Annotated in this window: 23 protein-coding genes; 12 read left to right on the top strand and 11 right to left on the bottom strand. The window is 37.7% G+C overall.

Annotated features, from left to right (window positions below):
- Nucleotides 1-29: 29 nt before the first annotated feature.
- Together MKZ18_RS13495 and rluF are read right to left on the bottom strand one after the other, a co-directional pair.
- Nucleotides 30-1106, bottom strand: coding sequence for a DNA alkylation repair protein (locus MKZ18_RS13495; RefSeq protein ID WP_318757319.1), 1077 nt, complete (start codon nt 1104-1106; stop codon nt 30-32).
- Nucleotides 1107-1390: 284 nt separating this feature from the next.
- Nucleotides 1391-2098 (bottom strand): 23S rRNA pseudouridine(2604) synthase RluF, encoded by a 708-nt coding sequence (gene rluF, locus MKZ18_RS13490; RefSeq protein WP_076512818.1) that lies wholly within the window; start codon nt 2096-2098, stop codon nt 1391-1393.
- Nucleotides 2099-2343: 245 nt separating this feature from the next.
- Between rluF and MKZ18_RS13485 the strand changes: the two genes are divergently transcribed.
- Nucleotides 2344-2496, top strand: a complete 153-nt coding sequence (locus tag MKZ18_RS13485; RefSeq protein ID WP_078989514.1) for a YpzG family protein — start codon at nt 2344-2346, stop codon at nt 2494-2496.
- A gap of 68 nt (nt 2497-2564) precedes the next feature.
- On the top strand, nt 2565-2741 hold the full coding sequence (locus MKZ18_RS13480) for a YfhD family protein (protein WP_078989515.1): 177 nt from the start codon (nt 2565-2567) through the stop codon (nt 2739-2741).
- A gap of 47 nt (nt 2742-2788) precedes the next feature.
- On the opposite strand, the gene MKZ18_RS13475 is transcribed toward MKZ18_RS13480, so the two are convergent.
- From MKZ18_RS13475 to MKZ18_RS13455, 5 genes are all read right to left on the bottom strand, one after another.
- Complete coding sequence (locus tag MKZ18_RS13475; protein ID WP_167556118.1) at nt 2789-2929, bottom strand: hypothetical protein; 141 nt, start codon at nt 2927-2929, stop codon at nt 2789-2791.
- Between the two features lie 93 nt (nt 2930-3022).
- On the bottom strand, nt 3023-4030 hold the full coding sequence (locus MKZ18_RS13470) for a FecCD family ABC transporter permease (protein ID WP_025910879.1): 1008 nt from the start codon (nt 4028-4030) through the stop codon (nt 3023-3025).
- Nucleotides 4027-5037, bottom strand: a complete 1011-nt coding sequence (locus MKZ18_RS13465; protein WP_025910880.1) for a FecCD family ABC transporter permease — start codon at nt 5035-5037, stop codon at nt 4027-4029. The genes MKZ18_RS13470 and MKZ18_RS13465 overlap by 4 nt, the downstream gene beginning before the upstream one ends.
- Nucleotides 5038-5111: 74 nt before the next feature.
- Nucleotides 5112-6029, bottom strand: coding sequence for an iron-hydroxamate ABC transporter substrate-binding protein (locus MKZ18_RS13460; RefSeq protein WP_340842497.1), 918 nt, complete (start codon nt 6027-6029; stop codon nt 5112-5114).
- Between the two features lie 15 nt (nt 6030-6044).
- Nucleotides 6045-6827: an ABC transporter ATP-binding protein gene (locus MKZ18_RS13455; RefSeq protein WP_025910882.1), complete on the bottom strand. Its 783-nt coding sequence runs from the start codon at nt 6825-6827 to the stop codon at nt 6045-6047.
- 186 nt (nt 6828-7013) lie between these two features.
- Between MKZ18_RS13455 and MKZ18_RS13450 the strand changes: the two genes are divergently transcribed.
- The 3 genes from MKZ18_RS13450 to brnQ all read left to right on the top strand — a co-directional run bounded on the left by MKZ18_RS13450 (nt 7014) and on the right by brnQ (nt 10901).
- Nucleotides 7014-8066, top strand: a complete 1053-nt coding sequence (locus MKZ18_RS13450; protein WP_025910884.1) for an NAD(P)/FAD-dependent oxidoreductase — start codon at nt 7014-7016, stop codon at nt 8064-8066.
- Between the two features lie 120 nt (nt 8067-8186).
- A complete protein-coding gene (gene megL / locus MKZ18_RS13445; RefSeq protein WP_340842498.1) occupies nt 8187-9362 on the top strand; it encodes a methionine gamma-lyase in 1176 nt (391 codons plus the stop codon).
- A 198-nt stretch (nt 9363-9560) separates the two neighbouring features.
- Entirely contained in the window at nt 9561-10901 is a 1341-nt protein-coding gene (gene brnQ / locus MKZ18_RS13440) for a branched-chain amino acid transport system II carrier protein (RefSeq protein ID WP_341344558.1), read from the top strand.
- A 35-nt stretch (nt 10902-10936) separates the two neighbouring features.
- Here the strand turns inward: brnQ and MKZ18_RS13435 are convergent, their stop codons facing one another.
- Nucleotides 10937-11329 (bottom strand): VOC family protein, encoded by a 393-nt coding sequence (locus MKZ18_RS13435; RefSeq protein ID WP_326490221.1) that lies wholly within the window; start codon nt 11327-11329, stop codon nt 10937-10939.
- Between the two features lie 198 nt (nt 11330-11527).
- Here MKZ18_RS13435 and MKZ18_RS13430 point away from each other — a divergent pair, with 198 nt between their 5' ends.
- Nucleotides 11528-13060 carry an AbgT family transporter gene (locus MKZ18_RS13430; RefSeq protein WP_340842500.1) on the top strand — a complete coding sequence of 511 codons (1533 nt, stop codon included), beginning with the start codon at nt 11528-11530 and terminating at the stop codon, nt 13058-13060.
- 61 nt (nt 13061-13121) lie between these two features.
- Here the strand turns inward: MKZ18_RS13430 and MKZ18_RS13425 are convergent, their stop codons facing one another.
- On the bottom strand, nt 13122-13637 hold the full coding sequence (locus tag MKZ18_RS13425) for a GNAT family N-acetyltransferase (protein ID WP_340842501.1): 516 nt from the start codon (nt 13635-13637) through the stop codon (nt 13122-13124).
- Between the two features lie 154 nt (nt 13638-13791).
- Here MKZ18_RS13425 and MKZ18_RS13420 point away from each other — a divergent pair, with 154 nt between their 5' ends.
- The 4 genes from MKZ18_RS13420 (at nt 13792) to MKZ18_RS13405 (ending at nt 19749) form a co-directional block, all read left to right on the top strand.
- Nucleotides 13792-14361: a DUF2087 domain-containing protein gene (locus tag MKZ18_RS13420; RefSeq protein ID WP_025910893.1), complete on the top strand. Its 570-nt coding sequence runs from the start codon at nt 13792-13794 to the stop codon at nt 14359-14361.
- A 75-nt stretch (nt 14362-14436) separates the two neighbouring features.
- Entirely contained in the window at nt 14437-15645 is a 1209-nt protein-coding gene (locus tag MKZ18_RS13415; RefSeq protein ID WP_076512805.1) for an MFS transporter, read from the top strand.
- A gap of 223 nt (nt 15646-15868) precedes the next feature.
- Nucleotides 15869-17920, top strand: a complete 2052-nt coding sequence (gene ggt / locus MKZ18_RS13410) for a gamma-glutamyltransferase (protein WP_445936759.1) — start codon at nt 15869-15871, stop codon at nt 17918-17920.
- A gap of 512 nt (nt 17921-18432) precedes the next feature.
- A complete protein-coding gene (locus MKZ18_RS13405) occupies nt 18433-19749 on the top strand; it encodes a hemolysin family protein (RefSeq protein ID WP_061786349.1) in 1317 nt (438 codons plus the stop codon).
- Nucleotides 19750-19972: 223 nt separating this feature from the next.
- Here MKZ18_RS13405 and MKZ18_RS13400 read toward each other — a convergent pair whose 3' ends face one another.
- Nucleotides 19973-20383 carry an HAD-IIIA family hydrolase gene (locus MKZ18_RS13400; protein ID WP_225002445.1) on the bottom strand — a complete coding sequence of 137 codons (411 nt, stop codon included), beginning with the start codon at nt 20381-20383 and terminating at the stop codon, nt 19973-19975.
- Nucleotides 20384-20387: 4 nt separating this feature from the next.
- Here MKZ18_RS13400 and MKZ18_RS13395 point away from each other — a divergent pair, with 4 nt between their 5' ends.
- The gene (locus MKZ18_RS13395; RefSeq protein WP_025910903.1) at nt 20388-20609 is read left to right on the top strand and encodes a hypothetical protein; all 222 of its coding nucleotides are present in this window, start codon (nt 20388-20390) and stop codon (nt 20607-20609) included.
- 177 nt (nt 20610-20786) lie between these two features.
- Nucleotides 20787-21530: a type I methionyl aminopeptidase gene (gene map / locus MKZ18_RS13390; RefSeq protein WP_025910904.1), complete on the top strand. Its 744-nt coding sequence runs from the start codon at nt 20787-20789 to the stop codon at nt 21528-21530.
- A 205-nt stretch (nt 21531-21735) separates the two neighbouring features.
- Here the strand turns inward: map and MKZ18_RS13385 are convergent, their stop codons facing one another.
- On the bottom strand, nt 21736-23313 hold the full coding sequence (locus tag MKZ18_RS13385) for an IS1182 family transposase (protein ID WP_138116520.1): 1578 nt from the start codon (nt 23311-23313) through the stop codon (nt 21736-21738).
- Nucleotides 23314-23345 lie beyond the last annotated feature (32 nt).

The raw sequence follows: 23345 nt of genomic DNA, 5'->3' as shown, positions 1-23345 counted from the left end.
AGCCATCATTTTGTTATGTCCCAAACTCTTTATTGTAGATGAAAATCAAGAGATTTCATCTCAATGCCATTTACAAGTAACGTTAAAGTGTGTAAGCCGCTATAGTGTTTACGCGTAGATAAGTCTTTAAAGGAAAGCTTTCTTTCATAGTGTTTAGATAAATGCTTTTTGACTTGAAACTCTGCTAGCTTAAACACTTTTCTTGTGCGATTACCCCGTGATTTTACATAATCTACTGCATATTCAATACGAATTTTCTCTTCTGTTTCGCCATATAGATCAAATTGAAAAGTTAAAGAGTCTCCAATTGCTGTTTCGGGAGCTGAAAGTTGGAAATTTGAGATTGTCACTTGGTGATTCTGGTCAAAGCCAAAAAGCTGTAGAACTTTTGGATGGCCATTTTTCAATAGCGTGCGACATGCATGTTTTAAAATCCAATCTGTGTGTGGGTGCTTATTAAGGTTAGCCTCAGTAAAAGTTAAAAGAAGATCAGAATGCGTTTTAGAAATATCATTTAAATTATTTGCGACGCTTTTACGTACATACAAAGATGAATCTTGAAGTAAGTTATTTAACACGGGAAACACCGGCCTTGGGTCTTGTTTAAATGATGGAATAGATATTCCCCAAGGAAGGCGAGGACGACAGCCTTCACTGGCAAGGCGGCGAACGTGTTCATTTTCATGAGTAGACCATGTTAAAAATTGTTCCATCATGCGTTTTTGATCTTTGAGTAAAAAAGGTCGAACCGCAAACTCTGAAGTAGAGTAGGTCGTGAAAAAAGCAAGCGCATCCATAGACATTTCCCATTCGTTCAAACCATATTGTTCTACATAGTCTGGAAAAGTAATTCCAGCAAGCTGTCCCTTAAATTCAGGGGCGACTTTATATAAAACAGCAAGTGCTCCGTGATAATCTAAAGCTAAATGCTTATGTAGCATTGTGGTAATGTGTCTCATTCTTTCTTTTAATGATTGATTGTCCCACTCTTTATGAAAGACACTTGATACAAAAGCATCTTTTGAAAATGAAGAATAAGCTGCTTTTATCGAATGGGCCAGCTTGTTAACAAAATGTTTATTGTAGATATTTCTTTGCTCAGCCATTGGTACACCTCTTCTATATAAATTGATAAAGTAAGGTAGAGACAGTATTCTTAAGATAAACGCCCTCGTAGCTCAGAAGGGAAGAGCGCCGGAAAACATTGTAGCCACCGGGTCGCAAGGTAAGGGTTTCAGAAGCACCGAAAAGCAAAATAAGCTGAAACGGGTGAAATTCCCGTTGGTGAAACTCCGTAGGGAAGCGTGTTCCCCCGAACCTAAGCTTACGAAAGGAGTGCGGGTTCGAATCCCGTCGAGGGCATAAAAAAAGCAGAGAATTTCTCTGCTAATTACCACTCTTTTGGTTCATAGTTTAATTCTTTAAACAGCTGGTTACGCTCTTTTTTTGTTAAATCACGCCATTGACCAACCGGTAAATTATTTAAGTGGATATTCATAATACGTGTACGCTGTAGGCGTAATACCTGGTAACCAAGAGCTTCACACATACGACGAATTTGACGGTTAAGCCCTTGGGTTAAAATGATTTGAAATTCGTATTTCGACAGCTGCGTTACTTTACACGGCAGTGTTTTTGTTCCTAAAATATGTACACCCTCTGACATGTTTTTAACAAATTCTGGAGTGATAGGCTTGTCCACAGATACCACATACTCTTTTTCATGCTGATTTTCTGCACGTAGAATTTCGTTTATAATGTCATTATCATTTGTTAAAAGAATAAGGCCGTCTGAATCTTTATCCAATCGTCCTACGTGGTGAATACGTAACGGATGATTGACAAGGTCAATGATGTTTCCCTTTACTTTCTTCTCACTTGTACTTGTAATGCCAACTGGCTTATTTAAAGCAATATATACGTTGTTACGAGCGATACGAAGCTGCTCTCCGCTTACTCGAACGTCATCGCCAGGATATACTTGGTCACCAATTTTTGCTTTCTTACCATTAATGGTTACGCGACCTTCGCTAATTAATTTATCTGCACCGCGTCTGGAAGCTTTTCCAGATTCGCTAATGAATTTATTAACTCGCAGTTTCATCACATCCATATCTTCATTCATTTTACTTTAAAGTAATGCCTTAATATCTTATCATGCCAAGGGAATTCCGTCATTAGTTGTTCTTTTTATTATTAACAAATTTCATCTGTTTTTAACAGTGAAAAAAGGATGGAGAAAACTGTTAGCATGCTTTGTATGCATTTAGCCATGCTAATAAGTGAGATGCCAAGCGAGGCTTTCTCGTTAAAGGTAAGTATCCTAACTTTGAGGTGATAAGAATGAGTTATAAAGATCAATTAGATCCGCACTCAGAACTTTTTAGCCACAACTGGACAAGACCGAAGCGCTCGAAATCGCAGGTAAATGGACATACTCAAATGTCACAAACAAACATTATTTTGCGAAGTAATGCGAAAGCGCATCGTTGGTAAGGATGCTATTCTCTATGCAAAAGGCGCGCACAGCGCCTTTTGTTAATTCATTGAAAATGGAGGGGTAAATGATGAATCAAAAAAGTCGTGTAGAAGCGGAAAAAGCGAAATATTTTTCGTCTCAAATTGTTAAAAAACCAGGTCATTCTGATGGTGTATACGAAGAGTTTTCAAGTGAGCTTGATCAAGCTGATTTAAAAGCTCAAGAACGTGCAAAAGCTGCAGATGAACGTCAAAGTCATTAATGAATAAAATAGCTGCCGTTTGGCAGCTATTCGATAGTCAATAGTTATTATTCTCCTTGTGCGCCACCAAGCGTTTTTTGGTGAGCATGCTCCGCTTCATTTCCGTTCTTTCTAAGCTTAGCTGCTTTGTCATCAACTAGCTTTGATTGATCCACTTCTTGTGAAGGAGTTAACTTTTTCTTAGACAATAGAATCACCGCCTTTCGATTACACTTTTAGCTTTTCTAAAACTCAATAAAATATCAGTCTAAAATAAAAAAGACTCCACAATTGGAAGTCTTTTATTTTTTCAGAAGTAGATAAATGAAATAGGGAGCACCAATTAACGCAACAATAATTCCGGCCGGAACTCCTTCAGAAGTCATTAAGTTACGTCCGATTGTATCAGCTATTAAAAGGAAAAAGCCACCCATTAAAATAGCTACGGGAATAAATAGCTGGTTTCTTGGTCCTACAAGGCTTTTTGCAAGGTGAGGAGCAATTAATCCAATAAATGCAATTCCACCGCTTACAGATACGGCAGAAGCTGCAAGGGCTACAGCAGCAAGTAACAGTGTGATTCGTTCTTTTTCAATGGAGATTCCAACACCGATAGCCGTATGCTCATTGAGCGATAAAATATTAAGTCTATTAGCTTTGTATAAAACAAAAGGAATTAATACCATTAGCCAAGGTAAAAGAGCTAAAACAAACGGCCAGTCTGAACCCCAAATGTTTCCGGCTAACCATTTTGCAATAAAGTCCACCTTTTGACGTTCAGCAGAAGAGATTAAGACAATCATGACTCCGGATAGAGCCATGGAAAACCCAACCCCAGTTAGTACTAACTTAGTAGGGGCGAGGCCTATATTTCTTTCATAGGCAAACGTGTAAATCAAGGCTGCAGTTATAATGGCTCCAATAAATCCAACAAAGGGAATCATATACACAAATGAGCCAGGGTCAATTGGGAAGAATAAGAAAAATACCGCGACTCCTACTCCAGCACCTGAGTTAATTCCAATAATGCCTGGTTCTGCTAAATCATTTCGGGTAATGCTCTGTAAAATAGCTCCTGATAAAGCAAGAGCCATACCAGCTAGTAATGTAATAACGATACGAGGCAGACGGATTGAAAATAAGATAAATTCTTCTTTAAACGTTCCTTGTCCAAATAGAGTCGGAAGCAAGCGGTCAAAGGATAAAGACGCATAGCCTAATCCCATGCTAACAGTAATTGTCAGCAAAATAAGAACTGTTAGTAAAAGCAAAATAAATAGCTGTTTTTTTCGTAGTGTAGGATGAATCATCGGATTGTGTGACCTCCTTTTTTAATAATAAACAAAAAGAAAGGGAGGCCAATCATTGCTACAACTGCAATAATGGATGTTTCGTACGGAGCGTTAATTGTGCGTGCTAACGTATCCGCAAACAACATAAACGATGACCCGATAAGTACAGACATTGGGATGATAAATCGGTAATCCGTTCCGACAATCGCTCTTACGATATGAGGAATCATCAAACCAATAAAGACAAGGTTACCGGCTAAAGCAACCGATGCACCCGCCAATAACACAATGACTCCAAACAAAATAACTTTAATCTTAGTCGTATGCTGTCCTAATCCCGTTGCTACCTCATCACTTAAACTAAGAATGGTCAGCTGTCTAGCAAGAGTAAGTGCAATCAATGTGCCTACTATAATAAATGGAATCACAATGGATAATTGTTTCCAAGATGTTAAAGTAAGTCCTCCAGAAGTCCACATAGACACATCTTTTGAAATGTTAAAGTAAATGCCAACGGCATCGGCGATTGCATATAGAAAAGTAGAAACTGCGGCACCAGCTAATACAATGCGGAGAGGGGAAAAACCTCCTCTTTTTAGAGAGCCAATGCCAAATACTAGCCCAGCGCCAACACCAGCTCCAATAAAGCATGCAATCATAATCCAAAAATAGTTGGCAGATGGAATGAGAGCAATTGTCAGAGCAAGAGCAGCTTTAGCACCAGCTGTTAATCCGAGTAAACCAGGGTCTGCTAGTGGATTCCTTGTCATCCCTTGCATGATACCACCTGATACTGAAAGAGCGATACCTACAAAAATAGCTGCTACTTCTCGAGGAAGGCGAAGTTCGCGAATAATTAAGATTTGATTATTTGTACTAGTTGAGGTAAGCGCTAACCAAACATCTTTTATAGAAATGTTAGCTGCCCCAAAAACCATTGAAATAATGAACATTCCAATAAAGATTAAAAATCCAAGAATAAGTTTAAGTGTAAAAGGAATAAATGGTGTTTTGTTCGTTGTCATGAGCCTCTCATCTTTTCTTTTATAGAATAAAGCAAAAGGAATTCTTATTTTAAGAATTCCTTTTTATGATTGGATTACTGCTGTAAAAATTTCTCTTTAAAGAAGTCTAATTGATATTCTAATGAAATTGGATCATTAAAATAAAACTCTTTTGCATTTGCTTCAAACAGTTGCTTGTTCTTTACAGCAGGAATGTTTTTGTACGTATCCGTTTCTTGGAATGACGTATCTCCATCTGTATTTTTACTGAAGATTACGTAGTCACCGGCATACTCAGAAAGAACCTCTGGTGAAATTGCATAATAGCCATCTTTTAATGCCATTTCTTTTACTTTTTCAGGCATTTTTAATTTCATCTCTTGATATAAAATTTCTGTACCACGTGCCCAATTGTCACCAAATACATAGAGTTGTTTGTCAAAGTTTTCAATAACTGAAACGGTTGCATCTTCACCAATTTTTGCTTTGATGTCTTCACCAGCTACTTTTGCATCAGCTTTGAATTCATCAATCCATGCTTGTGTTTCTTTTTCTTTGTTTAAAGCTTTACCAATTTCTAAGTGCTGAGTTAAATAATCTACTTTACCGTATGTATACGTAACGGTTGGAGCAATTTCTTGTAGTTTATCAATGTTTTTTGTTGTCGATAAACCAATGATTAAATCAGGGTTTAATTCAATGATTTTTTCTAAGTCGTCTTCTGTTACAATTTCAGCATCTTTTAGCTGGTCTTTGAAGCGAGGGTTGTCTTTTGACCATGAATCTACGCCAACTACGTTTGTATCTAAAGCTAAAACGTTTCCGACAAATGAAGCAAGAACAACTACGCGCTTAGGATTAGCAGGAACTTCAATTGGTCCATTTTCAGATTCATATGTAACAGTATCTGATTTTTTATCTTTTGCTTCATTACCTTGACTTTCGTTTGAGTTACCGCAAGCACTAATAATGAGCAGTAGTAAGAGCACAAAGGGAAGTAATAATTTTTTCATGTTGTTAGTCTCCTTCTATAATAAATTATATGTAATACACATCGGTTTATTTGTTCTAGGATCGCGTCCAATTTCAGCATCGATCTGGAAGACCTCTTTTAAAACGTCTTGCTGCATGACTTCTTCACAGGTACCGGCTTTTATAATTTCGCCATCTTTCATTGCGATAATATAATCTGCAAAGCGGGCGGCTTGATTTAAGTCGTGAAGAACCATAATAACAGTGCGATCTTGCTCTTCGTTAAGCTTTTGTAACAGCTCAAGTACTTCAAGCTGATGAGCCATATCCAGGTAAGTAGTGGGCTCGTCTAAAAAGATAATATCTGTTTCTTGAGCTAGGGCCATTGCAATCCACACGCGCTGTCGCTGACCGCCCGATAAGGCATCAACAGGACGGTACTTATAGTCTATTGTTCCTGTTACTTCAAGTGCCCAGTCAATAACTTCATAATCTTTTTTTGTTAAGCGACCAAATCCTTTTTGATAAGGAAAACGTCCATAAGATACGAGCTCTCCTACGGTGAGTCCGTTTGCGCTTTCAGGGGACTGAGGAAGGATTGCTATTTTCTTTGCAAGTTCCTTGGTGTTTTCTTTTGCAATACTAGAACCGTCCAATAATACAGTGCCGGACTGATGAGAAATCAAGCGTGTAATAGCTTTTAGCAACGTTGATTTTCCACATCCGTTTGAACCAATAATGGTTGTTATTTTTTTATCAGGAATTTGAACACTCAAATCTTTTACGATTACCCGTTCACCATATCCAATGTTAAGATCTTCTGTATGTAGGCGAACCATGGCGAAACCTCCCGTTCAAAAGTGTTAATTAGAATTGGTGATAATGATTATCATTTCTGATTCATTTTTACTATAATAGTCTGTTTGAATTCTGTCAATCATTATTTTTGTTTGTCAATTTGATTAAAAAGATGTATAGTTAAATGAGAATGATAATCAATGATGATTACTAGGAGTGAGCGAATCGTGAAAAATTCAGAGCTTTATGATGTAACCGTAATTGGTGGCGGACCAGCAGGGCTATATTCGACCTTTTACAGCGGACTTCGTGAAATGAAAACGAAACTAATTGAATTTCAGCCTCGTTTAGGGGGGAAAGTGCACGTTTATCCCGAAAAAATGATATGGGACGTGGGGGGCTTAACTCCGACTCCTGGAGCTCAATTAATTGAGCAGCTTGTAGCTCAAGGATTAACGTTTGATCCAACAGTTGTATTAAACGAGAAAATTGAATCTATTTCTCGAAATAATGAAGGACACTTTTTATTAACGGGTTCTTCGGGCGAAATACATCGATCTAAAACAGTAATCATAGCGGTAGGCGGAGGGATTTTGAATCCACAAAAGCTAGAAATTGAAGGAGCAGAGCGCTTTGAGATTTCAAATTTAAATTATACTGTAAAGTCACTGCAACGCTTTAAAGATAAAGTCGTAATTGTTTCGGGAGGAGGCAATTCAGCCATCGACTGGGCTAATGAATTAGAGCCTGTTGCAAAAAAAGTGTATTTAACATATCGAAAAGACTGTCTATCTGGTCATGAGTCACAGGTGACGCAGCTAATAAATAGCTCTGCAACTTGCATGTTAAATACGTCAATTAGTAAATTAATAGCTGATGGGAACAGTGAAAAAATTGCTAAAGTAGAGCTTACTAACCATTTAACTGGAGATATTACATATCTACCAATTGACGAAGTAATCATCAACCATGGATATGAGCGAGACACATCATTACTTCAAAAAAGTGAGCTTTCAATTGAAATGATTCATGATTATTATATTGCGGGAAACTCGTCAAGTGAAACAACTGTGCCCGGCTTATACGCAGCAGGTGATATTCTGCAGCATGAAGGCAAAGTAAACCTAATTGCTGGTGCGTTTCAAGATGCAGCAAATGCCGTAAATCGAGCAAAGCTGTTTATTGAGCCTAATGCTAATAAAGTTGCAATGGTCTCTTCTCATAATGAAGTGTTTAAAAAACGCAATAGAGAGCTAGTAAAGCAAATGTTACAAGCATAGAAGGTGGCTGCAGATATAGTAGCCATCTTTTTATCGTGTAATTGTACCGTGACAAACTACTAGAGAATTTCATATAATTTTATAAGTAAGCGCTTACAAAATTTTAAGGGGATGAAGGGAATGACGAATACAGAGAAATATAGGTTTGAAACAAAAGCGGTTCACGGAACGTATAAATCAAGCATGCATCACGACAGCCTTGTTACACCGCTTTATCAAACATCTACTTTTACGTTTTCAAGCTTAGACCAAGGAGCACGACGTTTTGCAGGAGAAGAGAGTGGATATGTTTACTCAAGGTTATCAAACCCCACCGTAGCAGAATTTGAAAGTCGAATGGCAGAGCTAGAAGAAGGCGAAGAAGCGCTAGCATTTGGTTCGGGAATGGCTGCTGTATCTGCAGCTTTAATTGGTTTAACAAAGGCTGGAGATCATATTCTTTGTTCAAAAGGTCTCTACGGCTGTACGTTTGGTTTATTGGAGCTATTAAATGAGAAATATAGCATTACACATTCTTTTTCAACGTTTCTAACAGTAGAAGAAATAAGAGCTAGCATTACTGATAAAACTGCATGCATTTATATTGAGACACCGATTAATCCTACTATGCACGTCATTAATTTACCTCTTGTAGTGGCAGTAGCAGAAGAGCATGGAGTTCCAGTCATTGTGGATAATACATTTTTAACGCCGTATTTGCAAAAGCCCTTGGCTCTAGGATGTGATCTTGTTATACACAGCGCAACCAAATATATTGGTGGGCATGGTGACGTTGTGGCAGGCGTAATGGTTGGAAGTACAAATCTTATTCAAGGTATAAGAAAGACTGTTCAAAAAGATATCGGTGGAATTCTTGCACCTTTTGATGCGTGGTTATTAATTAGAGGCTTAAAAACCCTGCCTGTCAGGATGGATCGTCATTGTGAAAATGCAGAAAAAATTGTTGAAAAGCTAAAAATACACCCAAAAGTGAAAGCTGTTTATTACCCGGAAATAGAAAGTAGCTTCGAAAAGCAAATGAAAAGAAGTGGAGGGGTGTTAGCTTTTGAATTAAATGGATCAGAGGAATCTGTGAAGAAGTTTGTGAATGAACTAAGCTTAATCTCCATTGCAGTTAGCTTAGGTGATACAGAAACTTTAATCCAACACCCTGCTTCAATGACGCACGCGGTTGTTCCAGAAGCTATTAGAAAGGAAATGGGCATATCAAACGAGCTATTGCGCCTATCTGTAGGCTTAGAATTTTGGGAAGATATATGGAAAGACTTAGAAAATGCACTTGATAAAATTAGCTAATTATGTAAGAAGGAAAAGACCTTTTTAATAGGGTCTTTTTTGTTTTGTCAAGAATTTTGTTCTCAAAATAAAAAGTTATGTTGAAATATACATATTCACTAGTTATAATGGTGTACATGCTTCTAATGAACGTTTTTAAATTATTCTGAAAAATCTTTTTAGGAAGTAATTTCAGCCAAGAAAGACGGAGGGTTTTAGGTGTCAAATAAAATACCATTTTCATTTATTGTTGTAATTGGTCTTATGTTATTCGCTCTATTTTTTGGAGCAGGAAATTTAATCTTTCCAGCCATGCTTGGTCAATCAGCCGGTACGAATTTATGGTCTGCAAACGCTGGCTTTTTACTTACAGGGGTAGGACTTCCTTTAATAGGGGTAATGGCTCTTGGGTTTTCAGGCAAAGATGATTTGCAGTCTTTAGCTAGTCGAGCACATCCTGTTTTTGGGATCGTGTTTACGATTGTTCTTTACTTAGCAATCGGTCCACTTTTTGCAATTCCTCGAGCGGGAACAGTTTCTTATGAAATTGGCGTTAAGCCGTTTTTATCAGAAGGAGTAGGAGTCTTACCTCTATTAATTTTCACCATCATTTTCTTTGGAGTTGCGTGCTTCTTTTCCCTTAAGCCAGGTAAGATTGTTGATATTATTGGAAAGGTGTTAACACCTGTTAAAATTGGGTCTATTGGCATTTTAGTTGTTGTAGCAGTTGTAGCTCCAATTGGTGAATTTAAAGCTCCTTTGGAAGCGTACGAAACCAATTCATTCTTCAAAGGCTTTCAAGAAGGATACTTAACAATGGATACGCTAGCTTCATTTGTATTCGGTATTATGATTATTAACGCTATCCGTGAGAAAGGGGCTACGACTAGAAAGCAAATCATTGGGGTATGCGGAGCGACAACTCTTATTACAGCCACAGTATTAGGTGTCTTTTATACGGCTCTGGCTTATATGGGAGCGTCGAGCGTATCTGAGCTAGGCTATTTAGATAATGGAGGTGCCGTGCTTGCGAGCGTATCAAATTATTATTTTGGCTCATTTGGAGGCGTGTTTTTAGGTATTATGATTACCGTGGCATGCTTAACAACAAGCATTGGGTTAATTATTGCCTGTTCTACTTTCTTTCACCAGCTATTTCCTAAAGTTAGCTATAAAGCAATTGCTGTTATTCTATCTGCCTTTAGTGCACTTGTTGCTAATATTGGTTTAACACAGCTAATTGCAGTTTCCGTACCTGTACTAACGGCTATTTATCCACTTGCCATTGTGCTTATTGCGCTTACGTTTTTACATCCTTTATTTAAAGGAAATCCTGTCGTATACCAAGGAAGTTTACTTTTAACATTCATCGTAAGTTTATTTGATGGACTAGGTGCTGCTGGGGTGAAAATTCAGGCAGTCGATTCAGCTTTTACACAATTGTTACCGCTATATTCTGTTGGATTGGGATGGGTTGTTCCAGCCATTATTGGAGGAATCGTGGGATATATTGTTGTATTGCTACGAGCGGGAACAGTTTTAAATAGACCAAGTAAATAGAAGTGAAAAGCATGCTGAAGAGCATGCTTTTTTTGTTACAACCACTCCAAAAACTCCAAGCGATTACCAAAAGGATCATGTACATAAATGCGATTAGCGTTTGGTAACTTTTCATCTTGTATAAAAGCAACTTGATGAGCTGCAAGGTGCTCTTTCAAAGCAGATAAATTTTCAACTGTAAAAGCAGGATGTGCCTTTTTGGCAGGTATAAACGATTGGTCAATTCCGATGTGAAGTTCACAGTCGTTGATCTTAAACCACAAACCACCATTTTTCTGAAGTACGACAGGCTTTTCAACTTCCTGAAAACCAAGAAGCTCATGAAAAAAGCGTCTAGCTCTATGTTCACTATTAGGCGGAGCAGCCAGCTGAACGTGATCGATGCGTTTAAGAGAATACATCAATGAATCGCCTCCATCTGAATTCACTTCTTTCTTCTATATTAGTATAGTGGGTAGCTCTATTGAGTAGTAGAAAGAAAAAGTAGCACACAATAATAAGAAATTCTTATAAAAAGATTAATTTTTTAGAAAATTTATTGATTTCTGTTTTCTTGTCGTGTTACCCTTTTGAAAAGGAATTTAAATGGGAATTTTTCTAAAACATCAATAGAGGGGAAGGCAGCTATGAATCCAGAAGTGAATCAAGTTGAGAAAAAAGGGGTTATACTAAGGGTATTAGATTCAATTGAAAGGGTTGGGAATAAACTTCCACACCCCGCAGTATTATTTGTTATTTTTGCTATGAGCATTATGGTTGTTTCATGGATTGTAAGTGTATTTGACGTAACGACCGTTCATCCTGGAACAGGTGAAGAACTTCCAATTCGAAATATGTTTTCTAAAGAAGGGATTCAGTTTATCTTTACATCAATGCTATCCAATTTCACAGAGTTTCAGCCTCTTGGTTTAGTACTAGCTATGATGCTTGGTATCGGAGTGGCTGATAAGGTTGGACTAATTGAAACGTTTATTAAAAAGACTATTATAAATGCACCTAAAAGTGTTATTACATATGCAATTGTTTTTGCAGGAGTGCTTGGTAATTTAGCAGCAGATGCGGCGTTTGTCATTATTCCTCCGCTTGCGGCAACCATTTTTTATACGCTAGGAAGGCATCCTTTTGCTGGTTTAGCAGCTGGCTTTGCGGGAGTAGGTGCAGGGTTCAGTGCTAACTTGGTCATTTCAGGTAATGATGCTTTATTATCCGGAATTGCAAATGAAGTAGTGAAAACGGTAAGCGATACGGCAACGGTAACACCCGTTGATAACTGGTTTTTTAATGCGGCATCTGTAGCGCTTGTGGTTCTTGTCGGTGGACTTGTAACAGAAAAAATTATTGAGCCAAGACTTGGTACGTACAAAGGGAATAAAGCATCCGTGATGTCAGAGGTATCGAACCTTGAAGCAAAAGGGCTTCGAAACGCTGGTATTGTAGGGTTTCTTTACATAGGAATGATTGTTATGATGACTGTGCCAAAAAGTGGACTGCTAAGAAGCGATGAAGGAACTATTATTCCAAGTCCATTCTTAGATGGTATTGTACCAATTACGCTTATTTTCTTTCTTTTAATTGGAATGGCATATGGATTTACGGTAGGGAATCTAAAATCTATTTCCGATGTTCCTAACTTAATGGCAGAGTCGATGAAAGATATGGCTGGCTTTATTGTCTTAATTTTTGCGGCTTCTCAGTTTATTGCGTACTTTAACTGGACGAACATTGGTACGTGGATTGCTGTAAGTGGAGCTGAGATACTAACAGGAATTGGGCTAACAGGACTGCCTGTTATCATCGGATTCATCTTTTTGACTGCAGTATTGAATTTATTTATCTTTAGCGGATCTGCCCAGTGGGCTTTAATGGCTCCTATCTTTATCCCGATGTTAATGTTGCTTGATTATCATCCGGCATATGTGCAAATGGCTTACCGAATTGCCGATTCGTCCACTAATGTTATTACGCCATTAAATCCGTATTTTCCAATTATCTTGGCATTAATGAAAGATTATGATAAAAGGTCAGGGATTGGCTCACTGATTTCCTTAATGCTGCCGTATAGCGTAGTCATTTTGGTTGCCTGGACTTTATTCTTTCTAATTTGGAATCTTCTTGGGCTTCCAATTGGGCCAGGGATTGAGATGTTTATCAATAAATAAAAAAGTCGCTGTGTAAAGCGACTTTTTTATTTGTCATCACCGCATTTTGGAGATAATGCCATTAGGATCTTGGCAGTAGCTTCATGTCCATAAAAATCGTATCCCATACCCCATCTTTTTCAGTGAAGCGTGTGTGAAAGCCCCTTGATTGCCAAAATGCAAAGCCGCCAGGAAGGAATGGGTGAGTGTGTAAGCTTAAGACATCATACGTCCCTTGACTAAAAGACAGTGCTTGTTGAAAGAGCTGTTTGCCAATTCCATAGCGGCGATACTTTTCGTCAACATAACACTTAACAATTTCAGCTGTGTTTTCTGGATAAAAGTCGTTCAGATGACTAAAACGACGGTCATATGGATAAACACAAATGGTTCCAATTACTTCATTGGTAGGTGAAAAAGCAGCGAAGAAAGCTGTTTTTTCTTTATGTAAGTAGTGCATTTCAAAGTTTGCTAAATCTGGAGAAAGGACATCCTTATTCAGCATGGGAAACAGTTGACTGCGCATTTTAACTAAAAAAGCAACAACTTGTTTTGCGTCTGTAGTGGTGACTTGCTTAATAGCGACAGTAGATAGCATAAAATTTCTCCTTAGACTAAAAAAATTCCGTGTATGGTGAGAGTATACACCATTTCTTTGTAAAAAAGATCAGTGTTTTCTGAAAAATAACTTTTAATATTCTGTAAATTAGATTATAGTCTAATTAGATAAATATCTAACTAGGAGTGTTTATATGCAGTTGAAACGTATTGTGGACTTTCATAAAACAATGGGCGATCCGACGCGAATTCGTATTCTAAGTTTACTAAAGTCAGGACCCCTGAACGGGCAAGCAATTGCAGGCAAGCTAGGACTAAAACCGCCAACGATTACGCACCACATGGCAAAGCTTCGAGATATTGGACTCATTAAAGAACGAAGAGACAAAAATACGATTTATTTTTATCTGAATGTCAAAGCACTAGAAGCAAGCGCAACGGCTATTTTAACGATTGTAAATGAAGAGGTGATTGAAACAGTGGAAGAAAATGATCGTTTTAAAATTTTAAAGCCCTTTTTTACTGCTGATGGAAAGCTGACAAATTTACCAGCACAGCGTAAAAAGCGTATGGTTGTGCTTGAAAAGATTATCAGTGATCTTAAGTATGGAATTGTTTATGAAGAAAAAGAACTGAATGAGTATTTAAAAAAGTTTCATGATGATTACGCAACGTTAAGGCGTGAATTAATCATGAATCATTATATGTATCGAAAAGATAATCAATATGAAATGAACCCTAAAGAGCTATGGGGTAAGATGTAAGCTAGTTTAATCAACTAGCTTTTATTTCACACAACTAATTAGATGGTTATCTAATTAGTTAAAGGGGATAGAAAGATGATTTATTTATTAAAAGTTGAGAAAGCATATCGAAGTTTATTTTTAGCAGGGGTTGTGAACGGAGTAGGAGATCGTTTCAGCCAAGTAGCGTTGTTAGCTTTGCTTTTAGAATATACGGAATCTGGCCTAGCAGTAGGTACAGCACTTGGCATTAGGGTTCTTCCGTTTCTTTTTTTTGGCCCCTTAGGAGGAGCGCTTGCGGATCGTTTTTCAAAGCCAATGATTTTAATTGTTACAGACCTCATTCGAATTCCGTTTGCTTTAGCTTTTATATGGGTAAACGATTCTTCAATGATTTGGCTTGTTTATGTAAGTACGTTTGTATTAGCAGCGGGAGAAGCTATCTATGCTCCTACAAGAAAGGCTTTAATACCTACTGTTATTCATTCGAACCGTATTGTACAGGTTAATAGTTTAGAGCAAGTATTATTAGGAATTGTATTAGTTGGTGGCTCTCTTATTGGTGGCTTTGCTTCTTTTTATATAGGAAGTGATGTCACGTTTATATTAAATGCGTGTTCTTTTTTATTTGCCAGTTTAATTGTATACAAACTAGTAGATAGAGGTGGACAACAAGTAAATTCGAAACCAACAGAATCCATTACAATTTCTGCTGTTTATTCAATTATTACGTCTTCGGTAGCTTTAATTTTGGTTTTTTGCTTTGAACTTTTTGTACCTATCTTTAATGGAATTGATAACGTACTCATTAGCGTGTATGCTGTTCAAGAATTTAACATAGAAAGCTGGGGGGTAGGCTTGTTTTACGGAGGACTTGGGATGGGGCTAATGCTTAGCTTTATTGTGGCGAATCGAATCCGAAAATATCTGTTGATTTGTGGATTAGTCTCTCTTGGAGTAGAAGGTATTTTCTTAATGATGATAAGTAACACCTATTCCTGGCAGCTAGCGTTTTGCTTTTATTTGGTTCTAGCATTCTTTTCAGGTATTAGCAACGCTTGTCTGGATTCAGTTGTTATGAGAGTGACGCCTTTACAACATCAAGGAAAGGTATTTGGTATGTTTACAACCATTTCCAACGTAACTCTGGGTTTATCTATGTTTGGAGCAGGCTTATTATTAACAGTAATAGATAGTCGAACACTTGGATTAATTGGTGGGATGGGATATGTAATCATCAGTGTAGGGTTAGTATGTATTTATATCATAAGGACTCTTAAGCAAAAAAAAACTCCTTTTATATAACATAATGAGTTGAAAGGCTGCTCAATTATTTTAGCAGCTTTTTTAGTTAATTAGGACCTATTAGTTTCTAAATATTGTTATTTATAGTTAAAATGTATTGTTTTGCTTTATTTTGTAAAAAATTATGAAAATTTAGTTTATTATAGAATGTGAAGGGATACATTCCACCTATTAAAAAGGAGCGTGAAGTAGATGAAGGTGTTAAAAAGTTTTTTTTGCTATTATGCTAGTCTTTAGTGTTATTGCACCAGTAGGATCTGCAGAAGTGCCAGGAGTGAATCGCTCGATGAAGCAAGGAGCGACGAAAGGCCTTGTGTCTGTGTCACACCCTTTAGCAGCTAAAGTAGGGAAAGAAGTGTTAGAAAATGGTGGTAACGCCGTCGATGCAGCCGTAGCTATTCAGCTTTCTTTAAACGTTGTTGAGCCAATGATGTCAGGTATTGGTGGCGGCGGATTTATGATGATTTACGATGAGAAAGAAAACGATATTGAAATGATTGACGGTCGTGAAATGGCGCCAGCTAATGTAACATCGAAATTGTTCTTAGATGAAAAAGGAAAGCCTGTACCTTTTAGCAAGAGACACACAACTGGAAAGGCAGTTGGAGTTCCTGGTACAGCAAAAGTATTAGAACAAGCCCTTGCAGATCATGGGACAATGACATTTGAAAAGCTAATTGAACCAGCTATTAAACAAGCGGATAAAGGCGTTAAGGTGAATTGGTCGATGGCGCAGTATATTAATGAAAATAAGTCGAAGTTGAAAAATAATAAAGCAGCATCCGAGATTTTCTTTCAAAATGGCGAACCTCTTGAAGAAGGAGATTTACTCCTACAAAAAGACCTTGCTAAAACGTTTAGAATTTTGCAAGAGGATGGTCCTGCAGCTTTTTATGAAGGAGATATTGCGAAAGCTTTAGCTGAAGAAGTACAAGCTAAAGAAGGAACGATGACTGAAGAAGATTTAAAAAATTATACAGTTAAGAAAAGAGAGCCTGTAGCTACTACATACAGAGGTTATGATGTTATTAGTGCAGCACCGCCAAGCTCAGGTGGATTAACGGTGTTACAAATTTTAAAGCTGATGGAAGGTTATGATGTTAAAAAAATGGGAGCAAACTCTCCTCAGTACCTTCATTATTTAACAGAAGCGATGCACTTAGCGTACGCAGATCGCGCAGCTTATATGGCTGACGAAGATTTTTACAGCGTACCTAAAGAAGGCTTATTAAACGAAGAATATCTGAAAGAACGTCGTAAACTTATTAACAAAAATCGTTCAATACCTGAAGTGAAAGAAGGAGATCCTTGGAAGTATCAAGAAGGAGAGAAAGAAAAGAAAAAAGTCGTGAAAGAAGAAACGCCAATCGGACAAACCACCCATTTTTCAGTAGTAGATAAGTGGGGGAATATGGTTTCGTATACAACTACTATTGAACAAGTATTTGGGTCAGGTATTATGGTTCCTGGGTATGGCTTTATGCTTAACAATGAAATGACGGACTTTGATGCAACACCAGGGGGAGTTAACGAAGTAGAGCCAGGTAAGCGACCACGAAGCAGTATGTCCCCAACGTTTTTAGGAAAAGATGGCAAGCCGTTTATGGCGATTGGTTCACCAGGAGGACCAACAATTATTGCATCTGTCGCTGAAACAATTATGAATGTTGTAGATCACGACATGCCTATTCAAGAAGCAATTTTAACACCGCGTATTTATTCAGCAGCTTATCCAACTGTTAGGTGGGAGCCTGATATTGATCAAAATACGCGATTAGAGCTAATGGCTAAAGGACATGCTTTTGAAGAAACAGCGCAGCATATTGGGAATGTCCAAGCAGCTATTTTAAATCGAGAAACTGGAAAGATGTACGGTGGAGCTGATAATACGCGTGAAGGAACGGTTTTAGGAGTAGACCGCTTTTCCTATAAAGCAAAACAGCCCAAGCCAATTCAAGAACAAAAAGAGGGGCCGTTCACAGTAAAAGTGAATAATGTCGAATACCCATATACGCATGACCAGCTTAAGCTCATTGATGGAAAGCCTTATGTACAAGCTGATAAACTGCTACTTGGTTTGGGGCTTTTAAAAACGAGCGATTTGAAGATGTATAAGCCAACGAAACACTCCTACTTACCGGCTGCTACTACTGCAGTAGGAGCAGGATTTGAAGTAGAGTGGGATGAAGAGAAAAAAGAGCTTTCTTTAGAGAGGGACCCTGTAGAAATTGATAATCCAATTGATGATGAAGATGGAGACATTATCACGAACTAAAGTTTAGTATTAAAAGAGACTGAGACATAGGTAGTTCAGGTTCCTCCCCGTGGAAAGCGCAATGGAACGAACGTGTTCAGCTAACCTAAAGAGATGGGAACAGCTATTGTTCGGCTTTTAGAAGCAATCATTTTGTTATGTCCCAAACTCTTTTGTTACAGGAATGTAAAAGATTTAAACGTTAAAATGAAGTTCATAAATTCGTCATGAACTTATCTGTAAGTTTCCCAAAAATCATGTATAATGATTCTTAATCTTTGCTATATATATAGTAAAAAACCATTAACTGATAGTTTAAAAGGGGGTGATTCCATGGGGCAGGGAGACATAGCAGACGAAGCAGATTTGCAAGTATGGTTAATGTAATAAAAGTAGCGTGCATTAAAAAGAGATTGAAAGTTACATTTATGCACCTGGAATCACCTTTATACATAAAGGTGTAATCCAGTCGATACTTTTATAAAACAGGAGGTGTTCTCTTATTCTGCCGTTTGACAGAATAAGAAAACGTATTGATTACACTTAATTTAATATTAGTTGCGCTTTTAATTGGTTTGACCGCGTTCTTCGTAGCGGCTGAGTTTGCCATTGTAAAACTTCGTAGTTCAAAGGTTGATCAGCTGATTGCTGAAGGAAGAAGAGGGGCACTTGCAGCTCAAAGGGTAACCACACATCTTGACGAGTATCTATCTGCCTGTCAGTTAGGTATAACAATTACAGCTTTAGGCTTGGGTTGGTTAGGTGAGCCGACTGTTGAGAAAATCTTAAATCCAATTTTTGCTGATTTTGGCTTTTCATCAACGCTGTCACATTTATTATCCTTTGCTATTGCCTTTGCTCTTGTTACGTTTCTACACGTTGTAGTCGGGGAATTGGCTCCGAAAACAGTTGCTATTCAAAAAGCAGAAACGGTAACACTATTATTAGCGCCAGCTCTTATTTGGTTTTATCGCTTAATGTATCCATTCATCTGGTTATTAAACGGGTCAGCACGTATTTTAGTCGGTCTTTTCGGGCTAAAGCCAGCTTCTGAGCATGAAATCGCTCATAGTGAAGAAGAGCTTCGTATTATTTTGTCAGAAAGCTATGAAGGTGGAGAAATTAACCAAGCGGAATATAAGTATGTAAATAACATATTTGAGTTTGATAATCGCGTTGCACGTGAAATTATGGTGCCAAGAACAGAAATGATTGTGGTATCAAATGAGGATACAATAGAAGAGTTCTTAAAAGTAGCAGTAGAAGAACGCTATACGCGTTATCCGTTTGTAGCAGAAGGTGACAAAGATCAAATTATTGGTTTAATTAACCTAAAAGAAGTTTTAAATGATGTGGTCATTCATAGTCACTTAAAGCAAGAGAAGGTTGAGCGATATATGAAGCCAATTATCCAGGTTATTGAATCAATTCCAATTCACGATTTACTGTTAACCATGCAGAAGAATCGTACGCAAATGGCTGCTTTAATTGATGAATATGGCGGGACGTCTGGACTTGTTACGATTGAAGATATTCTTGAAGAAATCGTTGGAGAAATCCAGGACGAGTTTGATGGCGAAGAAGTTCAAGAGGTTCGTAAAGTATCAGACGATCATTACCTTTTAAATGCCAAAGTGCTAGTTGAAGAGGTGAACGACTTATTAGGAATTCACATCGAAGAAGAAGAAGTCGATACGATTGGCGGTTGGATTTTAACACAAAAAACCGATATTGAGCTTCACGATTGTATCGTTTACGAAGGTTATGAGTTTAAGGTGACTGATGTAGATGGATTGCAAATAAAAGAAGTAGAAGTAAGGAAACTGCAAGAAAACGCAGCTGAAGTATAATAAAAAGCCAGCTTGGCCATATGGTCAAGCTGGCTTTTTATATGTTATTCCTGCGCTTCCAATCTTCATAAAAATGCAGCAACGTTTGGTGTATGCCCTGGAGTGCCATTAACACTAAGTAAAGCATCATAAATAACACGATTTCACCTGTGAACAATGCAATAACGGCCAACCAAACATAAAACATTTTATCTTTCATTCTCTTTTTCCCTTTTAAATAGAACTAAGCTTTGAGGAGCCACTTTCCCGCTTCTTCTAAGTTCGTAGCAATATAATGAGGGGAATTTTTCGTTTGTTCATGCTTATTCTCAGCAAGAGCTTTTTTTCCTGCACCTGTTTGCACTAAAATGGTTTTTGCTCCTACTTTCCTTCCAGCTTCAATGTCCGTCCACCGATCTCCAATTATCACGCATTTTGATAAGTCTAACTGATGCTTACGGGCAGCTTCTATAAGCATGCCGATACTCGGCTTTCTGCATGTGCATCCCGTAGTATGATGATGGGGACAAATGCAAAAATCGTCAAACCCAAATGAAGTCAATTCGTTTATAAACTCATTTTTGGTTGCTTCTCCGCTTGAAATTCCAGGCTGGTTGGTAAAAGCAAATAGTTTAATATTGTGCTCTTTTAACAAATGAATGGTTTTTAATGAAAAAGAAAAAAAGCGAATTGTTGTAAAGTCGATTAGCTTTATAGTGTTGTTTCCGTTACTATATGTATTATTTTTAGGGTGGCAAGCGTTTAGCGAAAAGTCTTTTGACGTAGCAGGTATTGTATTGATTAGCGGTGTTTTAATGTTTCTTGCTGAATATATTTCATTAAAACGCTCGTATGCAAAAAATAAAGAGCTGTTAGATTAATGAATCCATACTATAAAACAGTAATTAGCTTATAAAGAAATACAGGCTATAATAAAGCCTGTATTTTTATGTGGTGAAAAAAATGAATATTTTGTTTTATTTATTTATAATCCTAACTCATTGCTTGAATCCTTGGAGTAAGATAAGATATGTTCATATGAAAGGTGTGAATAGAAATTGATAGTACGTACTGAAGAAGAAAGGCAAGGCTTAATGAAAATTGGAAAGATTCTTGCTGAGATAAGAGATACGTTAGTAAAAGAAACGAAGCCTGGAGTTACAACGGGCGAACTAGATGAATTAGCTAAAGAACTTTTTGAAAAACATGGAGCAATTTCTGCTCCGAAAGAACTATTTGATTTCCCAGGCTATTCTTGTATTAGTGTAAACGAAGAGGTAGCTCACGGCATTCCTGGTAAACGTGTAATTGAAGATGGAGATCTTGTTAATATTGATGTATCAGGTTCGAAAGACGGTTATTTTGCTGATACGGGCATTTCGTTTGTTGTTGGGGACAGTAATAAGTTTTTAGAGAAGCTTTGTAAAGCGACAAAAGAAGTATTTGATGAGGGACTTAAAAAGTTTAAAGCTGGTGGTAAGCTTAGTAATGTTGGGCGAGCTGTTCATAACAGTGCACGCAAACGTGGGTACACGGTTATTACTAACTTAACGGGTCACGGGGTAGGACATTCACTTCGCGATAAGCCAGATCACGTTCATAACTACTATGAGCCAAGAGACCGCACGCTTTTAAAAGATGGAATGGTTATTGCGTATGAACCGTTCGTGTCAACAAATGCTGAAGAAGCATATCAGCTGGATGACGGCTGGACGTTAGCGACAAATGATGGAAGCTTTGTTGCACAAATTGAGCACACAATCATTGTGACGAAAGGTCAACCAATTATCGTAACAGAATAGAAGCAGATGCCTTTGCATCTGCTTTTTTATAGTACTACTCATACCAAAGCTTAATTGTTTGTTGATTCATTTTAATGTAGGTGGAAAGTGAAGAAATGAAGATAAAAAAGAGGCTGGGACATAACTAGCCAAAAATAATGAAAAAGGGTTCTCATCATCGCATTTTGATGATGAGAACCCTTTTTTGTTGATCTGTTTGATTGGTCTATGCACATTTTACGCTGGAGGCGATGTACTTTCGTACATTCACCGCCATGAACGCAAACCCTAATTCGTTTTTCACGTTCTCTTTGCCTCTTACGGACATTCGAGTGAAACGCAAATTAGCCTTCAGATATCCAAAAACTGGTTCTACGTCAATCTTACGTTTTCCGTAGATTTTACCCGTTTTTTCTTCTGAAAGCAGCTGTTGAATGCTTTTCTTTTGTTGTTCCCACTTTTCGTTATAATGGATTCTTCGGTTCTTTCCTTCCTTCGCCTTCGTACATTGTGAACGAAAAGGACAACCTGAACAGTCTTCACATTCGTACACATTGAATAACCTTGTAAATCCGTAACGGTCTGTGCGATGCGATTTGTAACGAAACGTCAACTTATTCCCGTTGGGACAAGTAAAGGAATCATCTTCTTCATGATAATCCCAATTCGCTGTCTGAAATGGGTCATTCTTAACGCGTTTTTTCTTCTCTTTTCGATACATACTATATGTGATAAGAGGCGTACGCTTTCTGTTCTGCACATCGAGGTAATTCTCTTCACTTCCATATCCCGCATCTGCGACAATATAGTCTGGGAGTTCGAAGTAGTGATGTTCAATTGCGTCAAGAAACGGACAAAGTGTTCGTGTGTCCGTTGGATTTGAAAAGACATCGTAAGCAAGTGTATATTGACCTTCTGTCGCAATTTGCACATTATACCCCGCCTTCAGTTGGCCATTCTTCATGTAGTCATCCTTCATACGCATAAACGTGGCATCATGATCTGTTTTTGAATAACTATTCCGTTCGTTAAAAATCTCCATGTCTTTTTCATACTTTAACTTACGTTTCACAAAGTCTTGAAATTGCTTATACGCTTTCTTCGGTTCTTTTCTGCTTGATCGCAGTTGTTTTCGTTCATCGGCATCTTCACTTGCTTCAATTTCTTTTGTCAACTCTTCAACCTTTTCTTCTAATTTTTTAGTGATTAGAGATAATTCTTCAACAGAAAGTTCGTCCGAACTTTCTCGTTCGATCTGTGGAATAATTTCTCTTTCTACTAGTTCGTCATACAGCTGGGTTGATTTCTCCAAGAGGCTCGCACTATACTTTTCGATTGATTTGCGCCAGACAAATGTGAACTTATTGGCATTTGCTTCAATCTTCGTTCCATCAATGAAGATTGCTTCATTATCAATCTCGTTCTCTTGAATAAGCTGACATCGAAACTGGACAAAGCACTCACGAAGAAGCACTTGAACTTCTGGGTGAACACGAAATCGATTGATTGTCCGATAGCTCGGTTCGTAACCTTGAGCTAGCCACATCATACGTATACTATCTTTGAGAAGCGCTTCAATTTTTCTTCCTGAAAAAACTGACTGTGTGTAGGCACATAAAATGATTTTCATCATCATGCGTGGATGGTAAGCAGGACACCCCGTTTTCTGTAAGAAGCCGGCAAAGGCTTCATCTGGAATATGTTCAACGAGATGGTGAACGGCGAAGGCAATATCATTTTCTTGTAATTTTATTTCTAAATCTAAAGGCAAAACCACTTGATTCATGTTATAATCTTTAAACATAAGGACCCTTCTTTCCGATAAGATTTTGTATG

Origin of the sequence: Priestia sp. FSL W8-0001 (genome assembly GCF_038050335.1) — a bacterium.
Lineage (GTDB): Bacteria > Bacillota > Bacilli > Bacillales > Bacillaceae_H > Priestia > Priestia flexa.
This window is presented reverse-complemented; position numbering and strand designations above follow the sequence as displayed.

Bases quoted from the DNA above. Each gene is read 5' to 3' on its own strand.
- MKZ18_RS13495 (WP_318757319.1), bottom strand. From the start codon at position 1,106: ATGGCTGAGCAAAGAAATATCTACAATAAACATTTTGTTAACAAGCTG.
- MKZ18_RS13485 (WP_078989514.1), top strand. From the start codon at position 2,344: ATGAGTTATAAAGATCAATTAGATCCGCACTCAGAACTTTTTAGCCAC.
- MKZ18_RS13480 (WP_078989515.1), top strand. From the start codon at position 2,565: ATGATGAATCAAAAAAGTCGTGTAGAAGCGGAAAAAGCGAAATATTTT.
- MKZ18_RS13470 (WP_025910879.1), bottom strand. From the start codon at position 4,030: ATGATTCATCCTACACTACGAAAAAAACAGCTATTTATTTTGCTTTTA.
- MKZ18_RS13465 (WP_025910880.1), bottom strand. From the start codon at position 5,037: ATGACAACGAACAAAACACCATTTATTCCTTTTACACTTAAACTTATT.
- MKZ18_RS13460 (WP_340842497.1), bottom strand. From the start codon at position 6,029: ATGAAAAAATTATTACTTCCCTTTGTGCTCTTACTACTGCTCATTATT.
- MKZ18_RS13455 (WP_025910882.1), bottom strand. From the start codon at position 6,827: ATGGTTCGCCTACATACAGAAGATCTTAACATTGGATATGGTGAACGG.
- megL (WP_340842498.1), top strand. From the start codon at position 8,187: ATGACGAATACAGAGAAATATAGGTTTGAAACAAAAGCGGTTCACGGA.
- MKZ18_RS13430 (WP_340842500.1), top strand. From the start codon at position 11,528: ATGAATCCAGAAGTGAATCAAGTTGAGAAAAAAGGGGTTATACTAAGG.
- MKZ18_RS13425 (WP_340842501.1), bottom strand. From the start codon at position 13,637: ATGCTATCTACTGTCGCTATTAAGCAAGTCACCACTACAGACGCAAAA.
- MKZ18_RS13420 (WP_025910893.1), top strand. From the start codon at position 13,792: ATGCAGTTGAAACGTATTGTGGACTTTCATAAAACAATGGGCGATCCG.
- MKZ18_RS13415 (WP_076512805.1), top strand. From the start codon at position 14,437: ATGATTTATTTATTAAAAGTTGAGAAAGCATATCGAAGTTTATTTTTA.
- ggt (WP_445936759.1), top strand. From the start codon at position 15,869: ATGCTAGTCTTTAGTGTTATTGCACCAGTAGGATCTGCAGAAGTGCCA.
- MKZ18_RS13395 (WP_025910903.1), top strand. From the start codon at position 20,388: ATGGTTTTTAATGAAAAAGAAAAAAAGCGAATTGTTGTAAAGTCGATT.
- MKZ18_RS13385 (WP_138116520.1), bottom strand. From the start codon at position 23,313: ATGTTTAAAGATTATAACATGAATCAAGTGGTTTTGCCTTTAGATTTA.